Source organism: Shewanella aegiceratis (assembly GCF_019457495.1).
GTDB lineage: Bacteria > Pseudomonadota > Gammaproteobacteria > Enterobacterales > Shewanellaceae > Shewanella > Shewanella loihica.
Map to the genome: position 1 here is coordinate 4,368,649 of NZ_CP080416.1, position 22,821 is coordinate 4,391,469.

Sequence of the window (22,821 nt, forward strand, 5' to 3'; positions counted from 1 at the left end):
GCCGATGATGATTCATCGGCTTTTTTGTTTATGCTTTCTTAGGCTTTGGCGGCATAGAGCGCCTTACGCTCGCTGTCAGAGATAAAGGCCATCTCCACGCCGTTGCGTTGCAGCTGTGCCAGCTCGGCGTCGCTAAAGCCCATCTCCTGCTTCACGGTGCGATACTCGTGCTTAATGTCGATGGCACTCACGCCCGGATCGTCTGTGTTGAGACCGATCAACACGCCCGCCTCCATGAAGGTACGCAGCGGATGCTCCTGATAGCTGGTCACAGTCGAAGTGTGCAGATTACTGGTTGGGCAGGACTCTATGCCTATCCTGTTGGCGGCAAGATACTCCATCAACTTAGGATCGTGGATCGCATTGACCCCATGGCCGATGCGGGTCGCGCCCAGCTCCTGGATTGCCTGCCACATGCTCTCGGCGCCAGCAGCCTCACCGGCGTGAGCCGTGATAGCTAACCCTGCGTCACGCACCTTCTTGAAGTGATCGTTAAACAGGGTGCCCGGGAAGCCTAGCTCATCCCCCGCCAGATCCATCGCCACCAGGTGCTGCTTATGGGCAAGCAGAGCGTCTAACTCCTGCATACAGGCATCCTGACCGAAAGAGCGAGACATGATGCCGATCAGGTTAATCTTCACCTGATGGTCCTTAAGGCCAGCCTTAACCCCGTCGATAACGGCTTCGACGACGCCTTCTATCGGCAACTTGTGGTTCATCGCCATATAGTAAGGACTGAATCTCAACTCGGCGTAATCCAGACCAGAGATCGCCGCATCGGCGACGTTCTCATAGGCCACACGTTTAACCGCATCGAGATCCGCCAGGACGGCAACCATCCAGTCGAGCTTCTTTAGGAAAGCCACCAGACTCGATTCTTTCCCCTGAATTTGAACGAAAGGCGCCAAACCTTCCAAGCTATCGGCAGGTAAAGCAATATTGTGTTGGTGGCCCAGGTCCCAAATCGTTTCCACCCTGACGTTACCATCAAGATGACGATGCAGATCCACCAACGGAATGGATGTATCAATCATATTTAACCCCTATTTGAACCCCTCAGCCAATATTGTTTTTTGTCTGGTCTGAAGTTGTTGCAACTATAACATGCATTTTTTAACGATATGCATGACTTATGTTCAGCTTTCGACTTAACTCTGCTGCAATACCTGCTCACAATTTATCTAGCGCCGTGGGTGACCCGCCAAATTGAATATTGCATAATCGTGAAACCCATTCCTGGGCCCATAATAATGACAACAGGACCACCCATGTATAAACCCTTAGCCCCTTGCCTACTCTTACTCAGCCTCACGGCCTGCCAAATGGCCCCAACGGCGGATGTCGCCACGGCGCCGCAAACCCGTGTCAGCCAGAGCCATCAGCAGTTACAGCGCATCATAGACGATGCCTGGCAACTTAGATTAGAGTCTAGCCCAGAAATGGCCTACGCACAGGGAGACGAGAAGGCGGCGGGTAAACTGGACGACCTCTCACCCGAGGCGCTGGCAAACCATAACCAGGCCGAGCATGCCCTGTTGGTACGCCTCAAGGCCTTGGATTTGGCATCGCTCGATAAGGCCGATCGCATCGACGGTCAGATACTCATCTATCAGTTACAAAACAGTGTCGATCAGTACCGTTTCCACGACCATTATCTGCCGATCACCGCAGAGAGCGGCTTTCACGCCTATATCGCCTCCATCGCCAAGGGCAACTTCAACAGCGAGGCCGATTACCGCAATTACTTCAGCAAGCTCGAGGCCCTGCCCCGCTATTTTTCGCAGCAGACCTATTGGCTGAAACAGGGTCTGGCCCAAGGCATCACCCCGGCAAAGGTGGTCTTAAACGGCTTCGAAGAGAGCATTAGCGCCTTCATAGTGCCGGTTGAGCAGAGCGGTTATTTCAAGCCCTTCACCCACTTTCCCAAACACTTTACCCAGGCCCAGAAAGCCGAGTTGACGGCGAAGGGCAAGGCCTTGATTGAGCAGAACGTACTGCCCAGCTATCAGGCCTTCTATGACTTCATGACCCAGGAATATATCCCTGGTGCACGCCAAAGTATCGCCGCCTACGATCTTCCCGACGGTGAAGCCTTCTATGAGAATCGCGTACGCTACTACACTACGCTGCCCATGACCGCAGACGAGGTGCACCAACTCGGGCTAAAAGAGGTTAAGCGCATTCGCACCGAGATGCAGGCGATAATAGATAAGCTCGGCTATCAGGGCAGTTTCGCCGATTTCCTCCACTTCCTGCGCACCGATCCTCAGTTCTACGCCAAGACCCCGGAGCAGCTGTTGAAAGAGGCCGCCTTTATCGCCAAGAAGGCCGATGCCATGCTGCCGAAGTTCTTCGGCAAGCTGCCGCGCACGCCTTATGGCATTCAGGAGGTGCCCGCCGAGATCGCCCCCAAATACACCACAGGGCGTTATTCTGGCGCCAGTGGTGATGATCAGCCCGGCTATTACTGGGTCAACACCTATGCCTTGGACAAACGTCCCCTGTATGAATTAGAAGCCCTGACCCTGCACGAAGCCGTGCCGGGTCATCACCTGCAGATCTCCCTCAACAAGGAGCTGACCTCCCTGCCTAACTTCCGTCGTTACAGCTATATCTCAGCGTTTGGCGAGGGCTGGGGACTCTACTCTGAGTATCTCGGACTGGAAGGCGGTTTCTACCAAGACCCCTACAGCAACTTCGGCCGTCTGACCTACGAGATGTGGCGCGCCGCCCGCCTGGTGGTCGACACCGGCATGCACGCCAAGGGTTGGACACGTCAGCAGGCCATCGACTACATGGCCGGCAATACGGCGCTGTCGCTACACAATGTCACTACTGAGATAGACAGATATATCTCCTGGCCGGGACAGGCGCTGTCCTACAAGATAGGTGAACTCACCATCAAGCGTTTACGCGCCAAGGCCGAACAGGCGCTGGGTGAAAAATTCGATATCCGCGCCTTCCATGACGCCGTCTTGGCCAATGGATCTGTGCCTATGGCGCTGCTGGAACAGCAGATAGATGACTTCATCGCCACTCAGGCCGCTCGCTAACCCCTCCAGCGTATTAATGGCTTGAGGCAGTTAGCCCCCTCAAGCCATTAATCGCCATAAGATATCGTGTTACACTCAGGCATCTTGTCCCTAATTCAAATAGCCCATGTCCACAGCCACAGTCTCTACAAGCACTGACACTATCGCCACCTCACTGCCGGTTTTTTCCAGCGAACTGACTGACAATCGTCAGCAGCTAGATGCTTTCTGGCAGGGCGTCGAGCAGGGCTATCTGACGACAGGCGACGGACTCAAGTTGGCCTACTGCGTGGCCGCTCACCCCGAGTCGAATCAGGCGATAGTGATCAGCAGCGGTCGTGTCGAGGCCTACCTTAAGTATCAAGAGCTGATCTTCGATCTCTATCAGCTGGGATATAGCGTCTACGCCCTGGATCACAGAGGACAGGGGCTTTCAGACAGGCTAACCGACAATCCGCACCAGGGACATGTAGCGAAATTTTCCGACTATGTGGATGACCTTGGCCTCTTCGTCGATACCCTAGTCATCCCCAAGCAACATGACAGGCTGTTTCTGGTAGGGCACTCAATGGGCGGCACCATAGCCACCCTGTATCTACAGCAGGCACCAAATGTGTTTGATGCAGCCGTGTTATCGGCGCCCATGTATGGCATCTGCCTGCCTATGCCTAAGCCCTTCGTGCGTTGGTTGGCCGGACACCTGGACAATGGCTCCAGCAGCAAGCCCAACTACGTCTTAGGGGGCAAGAACTATCAGCCCGTCCCTTTCGAGCAGAACGAGCTTACCCATAGCGCTAAGCGCTATCAAGACTATCGTCGGCTGTATGAGACCTACCCGCAGCTGCAGCTGGGCTCCCCCACCAACCGTTGGCTAACCGAGTCCCTCGATGCCTGCGAGCAAGCAGTAGAAGCCGCCAAACGTACTCAGACACCTATCTTGATCTTACAGGCAGAGGAAGACTCCATCGTCGACAATCGCGCGCAAGATGCAGCCAAGGGAGAGCATTGCCACCTGTTTAAGGTCGCCCATGCCCGTCATGAGATCTTCATCGAAAGGGATAGCGCCCGAAACCAGGCGCTGGGACAACTGGCAGACTTTTTCAGCCTACACGCTTGATAATAGCGGCCTATCTCCAAGCCTTACCAGCAGGCGAGCCAACTCTTCGCCCGGCATAGGACGGTGGAACAGATAACCTTGGTATAGGTCACAGCGATAGGCCTTGAGCTGCTCAAACTGTGACTGAATCTCGACGCCCTCGGCGACAAACTCGAGATTCAGGCTGTGGGACATATCGATCATGGCCTTGACGATAGAGGCAGAGGCCTCGCCATTACCCATGTCTCTGATAAAGCTGGCATCTAGCTTGAGGCGATTCAACGGTAGCTCCTGCAGATAACTCAGCGAGCTATAACCCGTGCCGAAATCATCCACGGCGATGCTGACCCCTGCCTCTCTCAATTGCGTCATGGTTTGGCGCACCTGCTGCAGGTCAGTCAATAACACATGCTCGGTAAGCTCGAGTTCGATATGGGCAGGGCTGATCCCTTGATCCTTTAGCATGGCCAGTAGCTTAGGTGCAAACTCATCCTGGTGGAACTGACGCGCGCTGACATTGATCGAGACCATAGGTGGGCGAATACCTTGTTCCTGTAACCCACGAATGAAACGGCAAGCCTCCAGCAACACCCACTCACCCAGTTCGACAATCAGGGCGCTACCCTCGGCCACAGGGATAAAGTCGGCCGGCGAAATAGCCCCATGCTGTGGATGGTGCCAGCGCAGCAAGGCCTCGACCGAGGCAATCTCGCCCTTGGCGTTTAGCAGCGGCTGATAGAAGAGAGACAACTGATGACGTGCGACGGCGTGAACAAGCTCTGTGCGGATCATCAGATTTTGTGCGGCACGCTTATCCATCTCGCTGCTATAGACCACACAGGCATCGCGTCCACTCTCCTTCGCCTGAGCCAGCGCCATATTGACCCGTTTTAATTGTTGCTCCGGCGGGATCGCCTCGCTTGGATCGATGATGGCGATCCCCACACTGGCGGAGAGATTAAAGGTATGGCCACTGATATGGAAGCTGCGGGCGATCAGCTGACGCATCTGACTCGCCAGGGCCTGAGCTCGACGCTGGGCACCGAGAAGATCCTCCGGCAGCTTCTTCACCAGAACCACGAACTCATCAGCGGCCACACGGGCGATCAACGAGTTAGAAGAGAAGTAACTGGATAACCTGGCGGCGATCTGGATCAACAGCCTGTCGCCACCATGATGCCCAAGGGCATCGTTGACCACCTTAAAGTTGTCCAGGTCCAACATAAACAAGGCCGCGCAGCTTCCCGACTCATCCTGCTGCTGATACAGGGCGTCCATCAAGGCGCGGCGATTGGCGAGATCCGTGAGCGGGTCGTGCTTGGCCTGATGCATCGCCGCCTTCTGGTTACGAATATCCTCTGTCACATCGGACAGCGTGCCGATCATGCGTAGCGGTTTACCCTTCTCGTTCCACTCGACCGTCATCCCCCTGTCGAGAACCCAGATGTAATGCCCCTGCTGATGACGCAGTCGATGCACGCTCTCAAACTCCTCAGTGTCCCCATTGAGGTAAGCGTTAAGGTTTTTGAGTATCCCCTCTTTGTCCTCGGGGTGCAGCCGGCTCTCCCAGGTTGCCAGCTCGGGCACTAAGTCTTCAGGCCCGTAGCCCAACATATCCTTCCAGCGGTCGGAGAGAAATACGCTATTGTCCTCCAGGTTCCAGTCCCAGATACCATAACGTGAGACCTCTACGGCAAACAGCCATCTCTGCTCGCTATCCTTAAGCTGTTTCGCCCCCTGCTGGAACCTATCCTTAAAGCGCCTAAGATTCTGCTCCAGGCTATGCAATTCAATGAAGGGAGATTCGATCGGCTTTTGCCTGGAATCGGTTTCACGCTGGCCCAGGGCCGCCGCCTGGCAACTCAGGTAGCGAATCGGCGACAACACGAAATAGTAAAATAGGCCTAGCAAGACCAAGGTGGTCGCCAAGGCAATCGCACCGGTTCGCATCAGGCCTACTAGAACGGCTTCATCGCTAGCGGCCAGCATGGGCGCCATATCATATTCGAGATAAATGAGTTCGGGACGTTCGACCGACAGGGAAGAGAGCTGTGGTGTGATAGGATAATAGGCCTGGATCGACTGACGCTTGTCATTGAAGTAGATGCGAGATCTGCCCTCGGCTACGCTGTCGTCGTGGGCCTGGCTCTCGTAACCATCGATCACCAACTGCGCCGAGCTGTCGCGCCATACCCCATGATTGGCAAAGCGTATGTTGCCCCTGCGATCGATAAGCGTATAGACGGAGAGACGAATATCGCTGCCGAGCAGGGCCAGTTCCTCTTCCACCCGCGTGAAGTCTTGCGCCTTAGCCGCCATCGCCACCAGGTGATTCATTCGCATCAACCCCTGAGACAGGTGCTCTACCTGGGAGGCCGACACATAATCTCGACGCTGCTGGCGCTCGACGAAGTAGCTACTGGTAATAAAAAACGCGAACAGCAAGACACACACCAGAGGTGCGAAGAGAATGAGCGAGGGACGTGAGAAAAATTTCAGCAAAGCCACTGCACCTAAAAAAGGGTCGTCAGACGTAACACATCTTATCAATACAGGATTAATTGCGTGTGTTTGTGCCGATTATGCCACATTTAAGTTACTTAGTGACTAAACATTATCGCATTTAGCTATAAGCATATAGAGATAAGCTAGGACGACTTAAGCTAGTGAAAGCCAGAAACGAAAAAAGCCTCTGCACTCTTATGTACAAGAGCATGCAGAGGCTTTCGTCTTAATGTTGGTGGGCGCATATCGCAAAGCGATGCGCTCATGCGCGCGAAGTGAAACGAGCTGGGGAAGACGGGACCGATGGACCGGCATTCCGGCACATTAACTTCGACGAACTCAAATATCAATACACACCACAAAAGGCAGATGGCAGCGGTGGACCAGCGTTCTCGGCCACCATCACAAGTGAGAAATGCAGATAGCGATGAGATACTATTTTTTTAGGGCTTAGTGCATGAGCATTTTGAAAAGGCAGAAACGAAAAAAGCCTCTGCATTGCTGCAGAGGCTTTCGTCTTAATGTTGGCGGAGCGGACGGGACTCGAACCCGCGACCCCCGGCGTGACAGGCCGGTATTCTAACCAACTGAACTACCGCTCCTTTAGTAACACGCTTTCGCGGGATACTAAATTAGGCGCCTGGAAATGACCTACTCTCACATGGGGAGACCCCACACTACCATCGGCGCGATTGCGTTTCACTTCTGAGTTCGGGATGGGATCAGGTGGGGCCACAATGCTATGGTTTCCAGACAAATTCTTACTGGTTAATTCTTCGTCTCACGGCATTGTTTCCTCGCTGCAGTGCTCATGTACTCTAGTACACTCCGCGCTTCGCTTCGTTACGGCTTTGTCAGCCAAACAATTACCTGCGTAATTAACCAAAATAGTAAATTTAGAAAGCTGCTTGAGTTCGCACTTCAATCAAGTACTTTGTATTCTTTTGATTACGTAAAACCATTATACGAAACCCTTTTGGGTTGTATGGTTAAGCCTCACGAGTCATTAGTACAGGTTAGCTCAACGCCTCACAACGCTTACACACCCTGCCTATCAACGTCCTAGTCTCGGACGGCTCTTTAGAGACCTTAAAGGTCTAGGGATGACTCATCTTAGGGCTCGCTTCCCGCTTAGATGCTTTCAGCGGTTATCGATTCCGAACGTAGCTACCGGGCAATGCCATTGGCATGACAACCCGAACACCAGCGGTTCGTCCACTCCGGTCCTCTCGTACTAGGAGCAGCTCCCTTCAATCATCCAACGCCCACGGCAGATAGGGACCGAACTGTCTCACGACGTTCTGAACCCAGCTCGCGTACCACTTTAAATGGCGAACAGCCATACCCTTGGGACCGACTTCAGCCCCAGGATGTGATGAGCCGACATCGAGGTGCCAAACACCGCCGTCGATATGAACTCTTGGGCGGTATCAGCCTGTTATCCCCGGAGTACCTTTTATCCGTTGAGCGATGGCCCTTCCATTCAGAACCACCGGATCACTATGACCTGCTTTCGCACCTGCTCGACGTGTATGTCTCGCAGTTAAGCTGGCTTATGCCATTGCACTAACCGTACGATGTCCGACCGTACTTAGCCAACCTTCGTGCTCCTCCGTTACTCTTTGGGAGGAGACCGCCCCAGTCAAACTACCCACCAGGCACTGTCCTCAACCCCGATTCAGGGGCCAGAGTTAGAACATCAACACTACAAGGGTGGTATTTCAAGGATGACTCCACGAGAACTGGCGTTCCCGCTTCAAAGTCTCCCACCTATCCTACACATGTAGGGTCAATGTTCAGTGCCAAGCTATAGTAAAGGTTCACGGGGTCTTTCCGTCTAGCCGCGGGTATACGGCATCTTCACCGCAATTTCAACTTCACTGAGTCTCGGCTGGAGACAGCGTGGCCATCATTACGCCATTCGTGCAGGTCGGAACTTACCCGACAAGGAATTTCGCTACCTTAGGACCGTTATAGTTACGGCCGCCGTTTACCGGGGCTTCGATCATGAGCTTCTCCGAAGATAACCCAATCAATTAACCTTCCGGCACCGGGCAGGCGTCACACCGTATACGTCATCTTGCGATTTTGCACAGTGCTGTGTTTTTGATAAACAGTTGCAGCCACCTGGTATCTGCGACTCCCGTCAGCTTAGAGAGCAAGTCTCATCACCAACAGGAGCGTACCTTCTCCCGAAGTTACGGTACCATTTTGCCTAGTTCCTTCAGCCGAGTTCTCTCAAGCGCCTTGGTATTCTCTACCCGACCACCTGTGTCGGTTTGGGGTACGATTCCTGCTAACCTGAAGCTTAGAAGATTTTCCTGGAAGCATGGCATCAACTACTTCATCACCGTAGTGACTCGTCATCAACTCTCAGTATTAGGTGCCCGGATTTGCCTAAGCACCCTACCTACAGCCTTAAACGCGGACAACCAACGCCGCGCTAGCCTAGCCTTCTCCGTCTCTCCATCGCAGTTAGCAGAAGTACGGGAATATTAACCCGTTTCCCATCGACTACGCCTTTCGGCCTCGCCTTAGGGGTCGACTCACCCTGCCCCGATTAACGTTGGACAGGAACCCTTGGTCTTTCGGCGAGGAGGTTTTTCACCCCCTTTATCGTTACTCATGTCAGCATTCGCACTTCTGATACCTCCAGCGTGGGTTACCCCTTCACCTTCAACGGCTTACAGAACGCTCCTCTACCGCACCAGCGCAAGCGCTAGTACCCATAGCTTCGGTGTATTGCTTAGCCCCGTTATATCTTCCGCGCAGGCCGACTCGACTAGTGAGCTATTACGCTTTCTTTAAATGATGGCTGCTTCTAAGCCAACATCCTAGCTGTCTAAGCCTTCCCACATCGTTTCCCACTTAGCAATAACTTTGGGACCTTAGCTGATGGTCTGGGTTGTTTCCCTTTTCACGACGGACGTTAGCACCCGCCGTGTGTCTCCCGAGTAGTACTCATTGGTATTCGGAGTTTGCAAAGGGTTGGTAAGTCGGGATGACCCCCTAGCCTTAACAGTGCTCTACCCCCAATGGTATTCGCTCGAGGCGCTACCTAAATAGCTTTCGAGGAGAACCAGATATCTCCCGGTTTGATTGGCCTTTCACCCCCAGCCACAAGTCATCACCGCATTTTTCAACATACGTGTGTTCGGTCCTCCAGTTGATGTTACTCAACCTTCAACCTGCCCATGGCTAGATCACCGGGTTTCGGGTCTACACCTTGCAACTAAACGCGCAGTTAACACTCGGTTTCCCTACGGCTCCGCTATTCGCTTAACCTCGCTACAAAATGTAAGTCGCTGACCCATTATACAAAAGGTACGCAGTCACGGTCTCAAGAACCGCTCCCACTGCTTGTACGTATACGGTTTCAGGTTCTATTTCACTCCCCTCACAGGGGTTCTTTTCGCCTTTCCCTCACGGTACTGGTTCACTATCGGTCAGTCAGGAGTATTTAGCCTTGGAGGATGGTCCCCCCATATTCGAACAAGATATCACGTGTCCCGTCCTACTCGTTTTCACCTAAAGTTAGTTTTCATGTACGGGGCTATCACCCTGTATCGCTGTGCTTTCCAACACATTCCACTAACACCCTCTAGGCTTAAGGGCTAATCCCCGTTCGCTCGCCGCTACTAGGGGAATCTCGGTTGATTTCTTTTCCTAAGGGTACTTAGATGTTTCAGTTCCCCTCGTTCGCCTCACTAAGCTATGTATTCACTTAGTGATGACACCTTATGGTGCCGGGTTTCCCCATTCGGACATCGTTAGCTCAAATGCTTGTTACTAGCTCGCCAACGCTTTTCGCAAGTTACTACGTCCTTCATCGCCTCTGACTGCCAAGGCATCCACCGTATACGCTTAGTCACTTAACCATACAACCCAAATGAGTTTCATCTGAGTCGCATCGCAACTAACGGTTTCTACTTTCGCCAAAAGAATACTCAAGTCACTTGATTAAAGTGTGTTTTGAGAACTCAATTATTTTTCGCAATAATCTTTCGATTATTACTATCAGCTTTCCAAATTTTTAAAGAACAAGCATCGTCGCTCGGACGTGCCACTCGCTCTAACAAGAACAAGTTATCTGTGTGAACACTCAACAAATATCAATCAATCGTATAGGTAAGGAGGTGATCCAGCCCCAGGTTCCCCTAGGGCTACCTTGTTACGACTTCACCCCAGTCATGAACCACACCGTGGTAAACGCCCTCCCGAAGGTTAAGCTATCTACTTCTGGTGCAGCCCACTCCCATGGTGTGACGGGCGGTGTGTACAAGGCCCGGGAACGTATTCACCGTGGCATTCTGATCCACGATTACTAGCGATTCCGACTTCATGGAGTCGAGTTGCAGACTCCAATCCGGACTACGACCGGCTTTGTGAGATTAGCTCCACCTCGCGGCTTCGCAACCCTCTGTACCGACCATTGTAGCACGTGTGTAGCCCTACTCGTAAGGGCCATGATGACTTGACGTCGTCCCCACCTTCCTCCGGTTTATCACCGGCAGTCTCCCTAAAGTTCCCGGCATTACCCGCTGGCAAGTAAGGATAAGGGTTGCGCTCGTTGCGGGACTTAACCCAACATTTCACAACACGAGCTGACGACAGCCATGCAGCACCTGTCTCAGAGTTCCCGAAGGCACCAATCCATCTCTGGAAAGTTCTCTGGATGTCAAGAGTAGGTAAGGTTCTTCGCGTTGCATCGAATTAAACCACATGCTCCACCGCTTGTGCGGGCCCCCGTCAATTCATTTGAGTTTTAACCTTGCGGCCGTACTCCCCAGGCGGTCTACTTAATGCGTTAGCTTGAGAACCCAGTGTTCAAGACACCAAATTCCGAGTAGACATCGTTTACGGCGTGGACTACCAGGGTATCTAATCCTGTTTGCTCCCCACGCTTTCGTACCTGAGCGTCAGTCTTTGTCCAGGGGGCCGCCTTCGCCACCGGTATTCCTTCAGATCTCTACGCATTTCACCGCTACACCTGAAATTCTACCCCCCTCTACAAGACTCTAGTTGACCAGTTCGAAATGCAGTTCCCAGGTTAAGCCCGGGGCTTTCACATCTCGCTTAATCAACCGCCTGCGTACGCTTTACGCCCAGTAATTCCGATTAACGCTTGCACCCCTCGTATTACCGCGGCTGCTGGCACGAAGTTAGCCGGTGCTTCTTCTGCGAGTAACGTCACAGCTAACGGGTATTAACCGTTAACCTTTCCTCCTCGCTGAAAGTGCTTTACAACCCGAAGGCCTTCTTCACACACGCGGCATGGCTGCATCAGGCTTGCGCCCATTGTGCAATATTCCCCACTGCTGCCTCCCGTAGGAGTCTGGGCCGTGTCTCAGTCCCAGTGTGGCTGATCATCCTCTCAGAACAGCTAGGGATCGTCGCCTAGGTGAGCCATTACCTCACCTACTAGCTAATCCCACCTAGGTACATCCAATCGCAGAAGGTCCGAAGATCCCCTCTTTTCCCCCGTAGGGCGTATGCGGTATTAGCAGTCGTTTCCAACTGTTATCCCCCTCGACTGGGCAGTTCCCTAGGCATTACTCACCCGTCCGCCGCTCGTCAGCAAAGTAGCAAGCTACTTTCTGTTACCGCTCGACTTGCATGTGTTAGGCCTGCCGCCAGCGTTCAATCTGAGCCATGATCAAACTCTTCAATTAAAAGTTTTTGTGTTTGGCTTGCGCCAAACGACTCAATGAATTCTGATTCACATAAATGACTCGGAAGAATCATCTACATGTTTGTACATATTGCTATGGACTCTCATCGTTGCATTGAGATTTAAATCGTTTTCGATTAACTCAATACCTGTGAGTGTCCACACAGATTTCTTGTTTTATCTTGTTAAAGAGCATTGCATCATTGTTTTCGATGCCGCCGCTGGCGCCGGGCCGTTGGCTTAGGGATGCGTATTCTACACTTCCCGATGTTGGCGTCAAGTGATTTTTAAGAAGTTTTTCAACTTTTCACTCGAACCATCTGAAGGCTGTTACCGTCGCTAAGCAGCGCCGTTTGCCGTGTCAGTGGGAGCGCATTATAGGGAGCAGAAACTTTTACGCAAGGGCTTTTTTAAAGAAAAGTGCTACTTTTGCATTGTTTGCACGCTTTTTCGCCTGACTAGCTACTTTTTCCCCATTATACTGGGTGACCCTCACTCATTTGGCCGTTTTAAGGACCTAGCCATGACAAAATCTATCCGTGCCTATAAGGGCGTTAGCCCACAATTTGATGCCAGTGTGTATATTGATGAAGCCTGTGTACTCGTCGGCGATATTGCATTAGACACAGATGCCAGCGTCTGGCCCATGGTGGCGGCGCGAGGCGATGTGAATCATATCCGCATTGGTAAACGTTCAAACGTGCAGGATGGCACCATATTACATGTGACCCGTAAGTCGGCCAGCCGCCCCGAGGGTCATCCACTGATTATCGGCGACGATGTCACCATAGGCCATAAGGCGATGTTGCATGGCTGCCAAGTGGGTAACCGTATCCTTATCGGCATGGGCGCCATCATACTGGACGGCGCGGTGATAGAAGATGACGTGATATTAGGTGCGGGTTCTTTGGTGCCCCCCGGCAAGACACTGGAGAGTGGCCACCTTTATGTAGGCAGCCCTGCTAAGAAGGTGAGAGCGCTGACCGAGGCTGAAATAAAATTCCTCCCCGAGTCGGCCGACAACTATGTCCGCCTGAAGAACGAATACATTGAAGAAGCGTTACAGGATTTGCCAACCTAGGCTTTTATCGGCTAACTGGGCGCCTAGCTAGGCCTAAACTAGCTAAACCTTAAAAGGCCTAGATTTAGAAGGCGTCGATATCTCGGCGCCTTTATGACGACTAGAAGTAGTCAGTGGCGAAAGATAGCAGCGCAAATTAATCGATACGCTCTACCTGGATATGCCCCTGAACGTCGAACGCCTCCTGCTCGATCAACTTTTCTGCCTGCTCCTCGATATCGAAGCGAAACTGCTCAAACAAGGAAAGCGCCTGTTCGCTGTTGTTAATCTTCTCTGCCGCAAGATGCTCCAGCACCTTCTGCCCTATGTAGCAATCGATCACCATTCCTTGCTGCTGCGCCGTAAAATGAATGGCGCTTAGCTGGGCATCCCAGGTCAGTTGCTCGGTAAATATGATGCTTTGGTTCATGGCCCATTACTCCTGTTGCCAATCGATATGAGTGCTTATCACACCTGCGCCGCGAGGTCACTACGCAGCGTTGCCAGTACGGGCTCGACGGCGGGCTCTACACCGCGCCAGATGGCGAAGCTCTTGGCAGCCTGTCCCACCAGCATCCCCAGACCATCGATCGTCTGACTCGCCCCTTGGTCTAAGGCCCAGCGATTAAAGGCGGTGAGATCCCGACCATACATCATATCGTAGCAGACGCTATGGGCGGCGATAATCGCCTTAGGCAGATTCGGCAGCTCGCCACTCAAACTGGCTGAGGTTGAGTTGATCACTATATCGAAGCTATGGGTCAGTTGAGCCAAGGTACTGGCCTTTACCTGGCCATAAGCCTTAAATGCATCGGCCAGTTGCTCCGCCTTGCTATGGGTACGGTTATGTATTGTCAAAGAGTCAATACCGGCATTCAGTAGCGGCAATATGGCGCCGCGCGCCGCGCCACCTGCGCCGATGAGTAAGACACTCTTACCGCACAGGCTACCAAGGTGACGCTCGAGATCCGCCACCAGTCCCAAGCCATCGGTATTGTCGCCCTTGATGCGGCCATCCGCCAGGCGAGTGAGGGTGTTCACGGCGCCGGCGAGCTTGGCCTCATCACCCAGGCAATCACACAAGGCATAGGCCTGCTCTTTGAACGGCAGGGTCACGTTGGCCCCCTTGCCACCATGTTCGAAGAAAGCTTGCAGAGATTCGGCGAAACCATCGAGGGGCGCCAAGATGGCTTCATATTGCAGCGACTCGCCCGTCGACTTGGCGAACGCCTGATGAATAGCCGGGGATTTGCTATGCCCTATGGGATGACCAAATACGGCGTATCTGTCTTGCACCTGCTGCGTCATGGGGATATGGTCTCTATTTGATTCGATTGCACTCAGTCTACTGAGCTTTTTCGGTGAAGCAAAGGGTGTCAGCATGCAATCTCTTCAGGGAAACTTGGATTGATTGCGACCGGAGAATCGGCTAGTGTGCCGCATGATACCAAGACCCAGTAAAACAGAGCCCGCGAGAGAGTCAGATGAAGTGGTTAAAAAAGATGATGGCTAAGCCTTCGGCCGAGCGCGATCCTCAGCAATCGAACGCCTATGACAGAATTGGTGGCGAGAAGGTGATCCGCGCGCTTGCCAAGCAGTTTTACCATCAAATGCAGACCAGCCCAGATACCCAGGCCTTGCTGGCCATGCATAGATCCCCCATTGCCGAGTCGGAACAGAAGCTGTTTGAATTTCTCAGCGGCTGGCTGGGTGGCCCCCAGCTGTTTCATCAACGTCATGGGCATCCGGCCCTGCGCGCCAGACACATGCCCTTTAGCATAGACGAGACGATGCGTGATCAATGGCTACTCTGCATGCAGCGGGCATTGGCGATAGAGATTAAAGAGCCGCAACACAGGGAAGCCATCTACCAGGCGATCTCGACGCTCGCCGACCATATGCGCAACCAATAAAGTATTGCCATTGTCCTGATTAAAAAAGGGCTCATTTGAGCCCTTTGTGATATTCCTTACGCCTCTAACCACTCTCGCGGCTTGAGGAAATCGCTGTAAAGCTTGGCCTCTGGGCTACCCGCCTCAGGGGTATAGGCATACTGCCAGCGCACCAGCGGCGGCATAGACATCAGGATAGACTCGGTACGACCACCTGTCTGCAGGCCAAATAGTGTGCCTCTGTCATACACAAGGTTAAATTCCACGTAGCGGCCGCGGCGATAGAGTTGGAAATCACGCTCACGCTCACCGTATGCCGTCTCTTTACGCTTCTCGACGATAGGGGCATAGGCCTTCAGGAAGCCCTCGCCCACAGCCTGCATGAAGGCGAAGCTGTTTTCGAACCCAGGCTCGTTAAGATCGTCGAAGAAGAGGCCGCCGACACCACGGGTCTCGTTACGATGGGGCAGGAAGAAATACTCGTCGCACCATTTCTTATATTTAGGGTAAACGTCTTCACCGAAGGGCTCGCACAATGCCTTGGCACTCTGATGCCAGGCCACCACATCTTCCTCGAACGGATAGTAAGGGGTCAGATCGAAGCCGCCGCCAAACCACCAAACGGGATCCGCCCCCTCTTTCTCGGCGATGAAGAAGCGCACGTTGGCGTGGGTCGTCGGCACATAGGGGTTGTTGGGATGGATCACCAGGGAGACGCCCATGGCCTCGAAGCTGCGTCCAGCCAGCTCGGGTCTGTGAGCGGTAGCCGATGCAGGCATGGCCGCACCTGTCACGTGGGAAAAGTTTACTCCGGCCTGCTCAAACACCTTGCCCTTAGTCAATACGCGGCTGGTGCCGCCACCGCCCTCTTCCCGCTCCCAGGAGTCGGCGACAAACTTGGCCTCGCCATCGAGTTGTTCCAGGCCTTCACAGATCCTTTGTTGCAGGTCGAGTAAGAATGCTTTGACTTGAGTGGCATCAGGCTTCATAAAAATTCCTTGCTATGGTTATCGTAAAATCTTTCCGCTGATCACATCTATGATGGTCGATGGTTTAGGCTCGGCGCCCAGGCTACCGGCCACCAGGCCATCTATCTTGCCATCAAACTGACGTATGACTTCCTCAGGAGTCAAGGCGGGCTCTTCCCCGGTCAGGTTGGCACTGGTCGAGACGATGGGCTTACCCAGCGCCTGACATAGCGCCTGCACGCCAGGATGATTAGAGACACGCACGGCGAGGGAGTCAAACTGACCACTCAACAGACTGGATAGCCCGGGGCGTTTCGGCATGATAAAGGTAAAGGGGCCGGGCCACTTGTCAAAAGCTGCCTGCAACTGCGCCTCGGTGAGGACAGAGCTATCGATATAGGGCGTTAACTGATTGAAATCGCTGGCGACCAAGATCAAACCTTTCTGCCATGGACGCTGCTTTAAATCCAGCAGCTTCTGAATTGCCTCATCGTTATCGGGGTCACAACCCAGCCCATAAACGGCCTCGGTCGGATAGGCTATGACGCCTCCTTGCAGTACCGTTTCAACCAGGGCAGCGGGATCTTGCTGTAACATGTCGCCTTACCTTTCTGTGTTCAACGGGTCGACTTGACCCTATGGGTCGAGATTATACAGACAAAGCTAATACGAACAATGGCGGCAAAGGATAAACAGGCCCTATAGCGGGCGCTTGTACTTACAACTCTTTTGTGGACATTCCAGGCGCATACCGACGGCCCCCTTGCGCTCGACTAAGATACCGAAACCGCAATCGGGGCAGGTTTCCTGCACGGGCGGATAATTCACCAAGAACTTACACTTAGGATAGGCACTACAGGCGTAGAAGCTTTTGCCGAAGCGGCTGGTTCTATGCTCCATCACCCCTTTATGACAGCTGGGACAGGTGACGGCCTCGGCGGGGTCTTCCTGATCCTGCTTCTCGATATGCTTACAATCAGGGTAACGGGTGCAGCCGATGAAGATACCGAAACGACCCGACTTTACTGCCAGCTCGGCGCCACATTCTGGGCACTCTGAGCCTTCGATCACCTGAGTCTCGATCGACTCATGATGCACCAGAGGCCGGGTGTAGTCACAGCTGGGGTAGTTGTTGCAACCGATGAATCCACCATGCTTACTGTTTTTCACCGACAGCTCACAACCACACTTAGGACAGAGTTCATACTCTTTCTCCAGTGCATGCTCGTGTGAACTAAACAGTTGATCATCTATCTTAGACATGGTTTTCTCGACAGCCGGTGACTCTAGCTATTTTACCAAGCTCTACAGCGCCTTGGGAATCGAATGTGCACTTAATTATAGCTAGTCTTCTTTGTGGGATTGAAATATATTGTATGCAAAATAACAAGGAGACCCTATGTTGCGCCAATCCCTCTGCGCCATCTTGCTCGTCGGCCACAGCCTCTTGGTGGGCTGCAGCGTCACTGCACCAGGACAGATAGCCCCAGAAAAGATAACCCCTAGACAGATAGACTCGGCCTTTATCAATGAGCTAAGCGCCTTACCGTCACAGCAGCTCTTCAGCCATGACAACCCCTTTCTCGATACCGCCAGCTTAGCTAAGGCACTACAAGCCATCATGCAGAGCCAGGATGAGGCGAGCCTAGATGCCCTGCTCTATTACCTAAGGGCCTTTAGCTATTTCGGCCCCATGGATAAGCTGACCGATACCGAATATACCGCTCTGACAGATGCCTTGAGCCAACTTGGCAATAGTCAGTTGATCGCTCATGCGCCCAGATTACAAGAACACTTCGCGGTAACCCTGTATCGTTACTATGGAATTGATGACAAGGATGACAAAGGCAATGCCCAGCGCGCCGAGCAGCTTGCTAGCTTGCTCCCCCTACTTGATCGGCAACTACAACATGCCGCAAAGCAAGCGCCTAGTCAGGCAGCAGATTATGCCCTGTGGGAGACACTGAGAGCCTATGGCATGCTGCTGAATGTCGCGCGCAAACAGCCCGATGGCGCACTCAATAAGCAGTTGATCGCCGCCGAACTGGATAAGCCCCTGCTCGACTTTGCCGCCTCTGCACTAAGCCTGCGTGGTCAGCAAGACTGGCCGAGAGCCAATGCCTATTGGGCACTGGGCCTCTACCGCCTAGCACTCCCCAGCGGCGAAGAGGGCAAGCTCACCCCGGCCGAACAGGCACTGGACGATGCCATGGTAAGACTCGCCGAGCAAGATGTCGCCCAACGGGGCGAGGCCGCCAAGACCACCTATACCTTGGGCTATCATGTGAACGCCTTCGCCGGCCTGGAGGCCTGCAAGGCCCGCAGCAGTGTCTGTCAGATCCCAAAGCTGACACAAGTCTTACCCATACGCCATCAATGTTCGGATAGCCTATATATCCTGGCGCAAGATCTCACCCCAGATGAGCTGAGTACCAGCTGCACTAAGCTCACCTCACAGGAGGCCAACTTTCATCGACTACTCGAGACTCAGCACCAGCCTACCGCCAACGATAACAATGACGCACTGCAGGTAGTGGCCTTCAAGAATTGGAGCCAATACAACGCCTACGGCCAGCTGCTGTTCGACATAAGTACTGATAACGGCGGCATGTATATCGAAGGCACGCCGTCAAATCCCAATAATCAGGCCAGCTTCTTCGCCTATCGCCAGTTTTGGATCGCGCCCGAGTTTGCCATCTGGAACCTGAATCATGAATATGTGCACTATCTCGACGGCCGCTTCGTGAAATATGGCGGCTTCGGCCATTTCCCGCGCAAGCTGGTGTGGTGGTCGGAAGGGTTGGCCGAGTACGTCTCCAAGGGCAATGACAATCCATCGACCCTAAAGGTCATCAAGGCAAAACTCGATGAGGCGCCGGATCTCAAGACCATCTTCGCCACCGAATATAAGGATGGTCTGGATAGAACCTATAAGTGGAGTTACATGGCCATCCGCTTCTTGGCCGAGCACCACCCAGAAGAGTTGGTGCGTCTCAGCCATTACCTGAAGACAGATTATTTTGAGGGCTATGAGAAGCTGCTCGATGAACTCTCAGAGCAGCAAAGTGCTTTTTCAAACTGGCTAACCGAACAGGTTGCCCAATTTGAGGAGCATGACACGGATAAGACGCCCAAGATAAATAAGCTTAATCGTTACGCCTATCGTGACTACCTGATGCCAACCCATCTTAAATTAAATGAGACGCATCAACACTTTTAGCTTGCCATTAAAAAAGGAGGCTCAAGCCTCCTTTCTTTTAAATCCGAATCGAGTCAATTAGGAATGTAGCCGACCATCGGGTTGCTCGAAGATCAGATCCTCCATCTGCTCATAGGCGGACTCGTTGCCCGGCACATTAAACAACACCATGAGGATCACCCACTTAAGGTCTTCAAGAATCAGCGCCGGCTCGTCCAGTTCCATCACGCGATCGATTACCATCTCGCGCAGCTCGACATTGAGCACCTTGATCTGTTCTAAGAAGAGCAGGAAACCACGACACTCGACATCTAACTTCTCCATCTCGGCCTGAGTATAGATACGGAAGGAGTGTTGATCATGATTACATAGGTAGGGTTGATCACTTTCTTGTAGCGATGCCAAGTGTTCCAACCAGGACAAGGCCTTGATAATCGCTGACTGATGAAAACCAGCGCGTGTCAGTTCTTGGGTCAACTCGTCTTCATCGACCAGTAACTCGACCTCACTGTGCACATAGTTTTCGAATAGATACATGAGGATATCGAACATGGCTAGCTCCTCTTAAGTCTTATATAACCACCGGGTACAGCTGAAACCCAACCTTGTAGTTCAAGTTCAAGCAACTGCTCTAATACTAGCTCTATCGTTTTTCCACTATGCTCGACCACCACATCTAATGGTGTGGCCTCATAGCCTACACTAGCTAACAGTGAGGCAAATGGCAAATCAGAAGCTAACTCCTCCCCTATATGGTGACGACGATGCAACTCTTCAAGGTGAAATTTTGATAAAGCTGCAACCTCTTCGATAATATCGGCGGCGCACTCCACCAATTTAGCACCATCTCGTAACAAATCATGACAGCCCTGATGATCCCCAGCCAGGATATTGCCCGGCACGGCAAATACCTCACGGCCCTGCTCCAGCGCCAATCTCGCGGTGATCAGCGAGCCACTCTTTCGCGCCGCCTCGACCACGAGTACGCCCAGCGAGAGCCCGCTGATGAGGCGGTTGCGCTTGGGGAAGTTACCCGCATAGGGTTTCATCTGAGGCCAGAACTCACTGAGTACACAGCCTCTCTGCTGGATCTTCTCGTAGATGGGTTTGTGGCGCTTTGGATAGACGACCTCTATGCCTGTGCCCAACACGGCCAGGGTTATACCATCGCCATCTAATACCCCCTGATGGGCCGCACCATCGATGCCGGCCGCCATGCCGCTGGTCACCGCAATTTTGGCAGCGGCGAGTTCCTGGGCCAGTTGATAGCTTGCAGCTAATCCCGACTGAGACGCGGCGCGGCTACCCACCATGGCGATACAGGGATGCACCAAGGCATTAGGATCGCCTTTGACAAAGAGAATCGGCGGCGGGTCGTTGATCTGCTGTAGCAGGCTGGGGTAGAGAGTATCTTGGGGACAGAGAATATGATGGCGAGGCGCGGCGTCTTGCCAAGCTAGCGCCTGTTCGACCAAAGAAAAATCAGGGGACAGCTTAGCCGTCAATAGGCGCTCAGGCAGAGGTAAGGCATCGGGTTCATGCTCCAGCCTTTGCCTGAGCTCTGCTACATCCATGTAGTTTAATAATTGTTTTACCCGGGCCGGTCCTAACCCGGGTACTGCAGAAACAACTAGCCAGTCGACCAGCTTGTCGTCGATGGCACTATTCGCTCGCTAACAGGGTATCCGGTTGCAGCAACTTGTCATGGACGCGCACGGGCTTCTCGTTGATCAGAATAAGCCCCATGCTGACACGGTCGAACACCTTGAATACCATCAGCTTACCGCGATAGATATCCGGCATCTTGGTGGCATTATCAGACGAAATACTGGCCAGCAGTTCCTCATAGGTGCTACGATCCTTAGGTTGTACCGGCTTGCCGTCACCATCGATCACCACCTCAACGCCATCGCGGAAGATGGAGAACACATGGCCAGGCTCGACGCCGTCTTGACTACCACGGTCGATATAGACCACATCTAACTTACCCATGGCGCGCACATCTTTCTCAGAGGCGAGCACTGTGCCAGGCGTCGTCGCTGCCTTAGGCATGAAATACGCTGACATCAGCGAATCATCTTCGATAGGCAGCACACGATAACCCGCCTTGGTCTCGCGCATATTGCTCAGCAAACGCACCTTAGACACTGGGCCCGATTCTATGACCCGGCCGCTGGCGGTCAGAATCACCTCCAGCCCCAGATCATCGCCAGATTCGGCATCTTCAAACTGACGCCCCTTGGCATAGACACCAAACTTGTCACCAAGAGTCAGCTCCCCTTGAACATAGATAACATCGTCAGTCACATGGTGCTTAGACTCGCTCTCGCCCCCCATGACCATAGGCTGCTCATCGAACCACTCGCCATCAACGACTCGGTTTTGCACCAGATAAGGCTGGATCAGGCTGAGATCCACGGCGGGAATTGCGCCGCCTTTAGGCAGGACACGTCCTTCGGGGCTCTTACGAATATGAGGCTTGACCACCAATCTGGGTTCACCGTCAATAAAGACCAGGGTCAGTCTGTCTCCAGGATAAATAAGGTGAGGGTTGGCTATCTGTGGGTTGGCGCCCCAGAGCTTGGGCCAGCGCCAGGGGTCCTTGAGAAATTGGGCTGAGATGTCCCAAAGGGTATCCCCTTTCTTCACCACATACGAATCGGGATGGCCAGACTTCAATGTCAAGGTATCCGCGACAACAAACGAACTACTAAAAATCATTAAACCGAGTAAAATTAGTCGTTTCATGGGGGTATCCATGCTGTTTGCCCTTTATATAGAGCTTTTACTGTTATTGAATGCCACTAAGGATTAAAATTAACCCATTAGCCTAAGTCAGTATAACCAACTGTCTCGAATTTGACAGACTTGTTAAGAGTTTATGTATGAGTTTACTAAAAGTTTTACGCTTTCCCGATGAGCGCTTACGCACGATTGCGAAGCCCATTACAGAATTTAACGCTGAGCTTCAGACACAAATCGATAATATGTTCGAAACCATGTATGAAGAGAAGGGAATTGGTCTGGCAGCCACCCAGGTAGATTATCATCATCAGTTGATCGTTATGGACCTGCAAGATGACGTAGAACGCCCTAAGGTTTTCATTAATTTAGAGATAATCGAAAAAAGTGGCGATTTTTGCAACGAAGAGGGCTGTCTCTCCGTGCCCGGCATCTATGCCAAGGTCGATCGCGCCGAGTTTGTCACCATCAAGGCGCTGGACAGAGATGGCAACGAGTTCACTTTAGAGGCTGATGGCCTGTTCGCCATCTGTCTGCAACATGAGCTTGATCACCTCAATGGCAAACTGTTTGTCGATTACCTCTCGCCCCTCAAGCGTCAGCGTATCAAACAGAAACTCGAAAAAGCCGCGCGCCTCGAAGCCAAACAAGGATAA

16 protein-coding genes, 1 tRNA gene and 3 rRNA genes are annotated in these 22,821 nt (G+C 52.8%); 6 read left to right on the forward strand and 14 right to left on the reverse strand.

Annotated elements, in window-relative coordinates:
* Nucleotides 1-38: 38 nt before the first annotated feature.
* Nucleotides 39-1,034: an adenosine deaminase gene (gene add, locus K0H80_RS19040; protein ID WP_220072624.1), complete on the reverse strand. Its 996-nt coding sequence runs from the start codon at nucleotides 1,032-1,034 to the stop codon at nucleotides 39-41.
* Nucleotides 1,035-1,268: 234 nt separating this feature from the next.
* On the opposite strand from add, the gene K0H80_RS19045 reads away from it, so the two are divergent.
* Nucleotides 1,269-3,053, forward strand: coding sequence for a DUF885 domain-containing protein (locus K0H80_RS19045; protein ID WP_220072625.1), 1,785 nt, complete (start codon nucleotides 1,269-1,271; stop codon nucleotides 3,051-3,053).
* Nucleotides 3,054-3,159: 106 nt separating this feature from the next.
* The gene (locus K0H80_RS19050; protein ID WP_258406139.1) at nucleotides 3,160-4,149 is read left to right on the forward strand and encodes an alpha/beta fold hydrolase; all 990 of its coding nucleotides are present in this window, start codon (nucleotides 3,160-3,162) and stop codon (nucleotides 4,147-4,149) included.
* Here K0H80_RS19050 and K0H80_RS19055 read toward each other — a convergent pair.
* From K0H80_RS19055 to K0H80_RS19075, 5 genes are all read right to left on the reverse strand, one after another.
* A complete protein-coding gene (locus K0H80_RS19055) occupies nucleotides 4,138-6,636 on the reverse strand; it encodes a putative bifunctional diguanylate cyclase/phosphodiesterase (RefSeq protein WP_434086629.1) in 2,499 nt (832 codons plus the stop codon). The genes K0H80_RS19050 and K0H80_RS19055 overlap by 12 nt on opposite strands.
* Nucleotides 6,637-7,158: 522 nt before the next feature.
* Nucleotides 7,159-7,235 (reverse strand) — tRNA-Asp (locus K0H80_RS19060).
* A 36-nt stretch (nucleotides 7,236-7,271) separates the two neighbouring features.
* Nucleotides 7,272-7,387, reverse strand: a 5S ribosomal RNA gene (gene rrf / locus K0H80_RS19065).
* Between the two features lie 231 nt (nucleotides 7,388-7,618).
* Nucleotides 7,619-10,511: ribosomal RNA gene (locus K0H80_RS19070) — 23S ribosomal RNA — on the reverse strand.
* A gap of 251 nt (nucleotides 10,512-10,762) precedes the next feature.
* A 16S ribosomal RNA gene (locus tag K0H80_RS19075) occupies nucleotides 10,763-12,305 on the reverse strand.
* Together the 16S, 23S and 5S rRNA genes with 1 tRNA gene alongside form the textbook arrangement of a ribosomal RNA operon.
* 522 nt (nucleotides 12,306-12,827) lie before the next feature.
* Here K0H80_RS19075 and K0H80_RS19080 point away from each other — a divergent pair.
* Nucleotides 12,828-13,385 (forward strand): gamma carbonic anhydrase family protein, encoded by a 558-nt coding sequence (locus tag K0H80_RS19080; protein ID WP_220072627.1) that lies wholly within the window; start codon nucleotides 12,828-12,830, stop codon nucleotides 13,383-13,385.
* 136 nt (nucleotides 13,386-13,521) lie between these two features.
* On the opposite strand, the gene K0H80_RS19085 is transcribed toward K0H80_RS19080, so the two are convergent.
* Together K0H80_RS19085 and aroE are read right to left on the reverse strand one after the other, a co-directional pair.
* Nucleotides 13,522-13,794 carry a DUF1488 family protein gene (locus K0H80_RS19085; RefSeq protein ID WP_220072628.1) on the reverse strand — a complete coding sequence of 91 codons (273 nt, stop codon included), beginning with the start codon at nucleotides 13,792-13,794 and terminating at the stop codon, nucleotides 13,522-13,524.
* Between the two features lie 38 nt (nucleotides 13,795-13,832).
* Nucleotides 13,833-14,672: a shikimate dehydrogenase gene (aroE, locus tag K0H80_RS19090; RefSeq protein WP_258406140.1), complete on the reverse strand. Its 840-nt coding sequence runs from the start codon at nucleotides 14,670-14,672 to the stop codon at nucleotides 13,833-13,835.
* 176 nt (nucleotides 14,673-14,848) lie between these two features.
* Between aroE and K0H80_RS19095 the strand changes: the two genes are divergently transcribed.
* On the forward strand, nucleotides 14,849-15,277 hold the full coding sequence (locus K0H80_RS19095; RefSeq protein WP_220072629.1) for a group II truncated hemoglobin: 429 nt from the start codon (nucleotides 14,849-14,851) through the stop codon (nucleotides 15,275-15,277).
* A gap of 56 nt (nucleotides 15,278-15,333) precedes the next feature.
* On the opposite strand, the gene hemF is transcribed toward K0H80_RS19095, so the two are convergent.
* The 3 genes from hemF to K0H80_RS19110 all read right to left on the reverse strand — a co-directional run bounded on the left by hemF (nucleotide 15,334) and on the right by K0H80_RS19110 (nucleotide 17,487).
* On the reverse strand, nucleotides 15,334-16,245 hold the full coding sequence (hemF, locus tag K0H80_RS19100) for an oxygen-dependent coproporphyrinogen oxidase (protein ID WP_011867523.1): 912 nt from the start codon (nucleotides 16,243-16,245) through the stop codon (nucleotides 15,334-15,336).
* Between the two features lie 18 nt (nucleotides 16,246-16,263).
* Nucleotides 16,264-16,821 carry an L-threonylcarbamoyladenylate synthase type 1 TsaC gene (gene tsaC, locus K0H80_RS19105; protein ID WP_220072630.1) on the reverse strand — a complete coding sequence of 186 codons (558 nt, stop codon included), beginning with the start codon at nucleotides 16,819-16,821 and terminating at the stop codon, nucleotides 16,264-16,266.
* 102 nt (nucleotides 16,822-16,923) lie between these two features.
* On the reverse strand, nucleotides 16,924-17,487 hold the full coding sequence (locus tag K0H80_RS19110) for a DNA topoisomerase family protein (protein ID WP_220072631.1): 564 nt from the start codon (nucleotides 17,485-17,487) through the stop codon (nucleotides 16,924-16,926).
* A 136-nt stretch (nucleotides 17,488-17,623) separates the two neighbouring features.
* On the opposite strand from K0H80_RS19110, the gene K0H80_RS19115 reads away from it, so the two are divergent.
* Complete coding sequence (locus tag K0H80_RS19115) at nucleotides 17,624-19,444, forward strand: collagenase (protein ID WP_220072632.1); 1,821 nt, start codon at nucleotides 17,624-17,626, stop codon at nucleotides 19,442-19,444.
* 57 nt (nucleotides 19,445-19,501) lie between these two features.
* Here the strand turns inward: K0H80_RS19115 and K0H80_RS19120 are convergent, their stop codons facing one another.
* From K0H80_RS19120 to K0H80_RS19130, 3 genes are all read right to left on the reverse strand, one after another.
* Nucleotides 19,502-19,975, reverse strand: a complete 474-nt coding sequence (locus tag K0H80_RS19120) for a DUF494 family protein (protein ID WP_011867527.1) — start codon at nucleotides 19,973-19,975, stop codon at nucleotides 19,502-19,504.
* 2 nt (nucleotides 19,976-19,977) lie between these two features.
* Nucleotides 19,978-20,997, reverse strand: coding sequence for a DNA-processing protein DprA (dprA, locus tag K0H80_RS19125; protein ID WP_220072633.1), 1,020 nt, complete (start codon nucleotides 20,995-20,997; stop codon nucleotides 19,978-19,980).
* Between the two features lie 88 nt (nucleotides 20,998-21,085).
* Nucleotides 21,086-22,183, reverse strand: coding sequence for a LysM peptidoglycan-binding domain-containing protein (locus K0H80_RS19130; RefSeq protein WP_220072634.1), 1,098 nt, complete (start codon nucleotides 22,181-22,183; stop codon nucleotides 21,086-21,088).
* 125 nt (nucleotides 22,184-22,308) lie between these two features.
* Between K0H80_RS19130 and def the strand changes: the two genes are divergently transcribed.
* Nucleotides 22,309-22,821, forward strand: coding sequence for a peptide deformylase (gene def, locus K0H80_RS19135; RefSeq protein WP_011867530.1), 513 nt, complete (start codon nucleotides 22,309-22,311; stop codon nucleotides 22,819-22,821).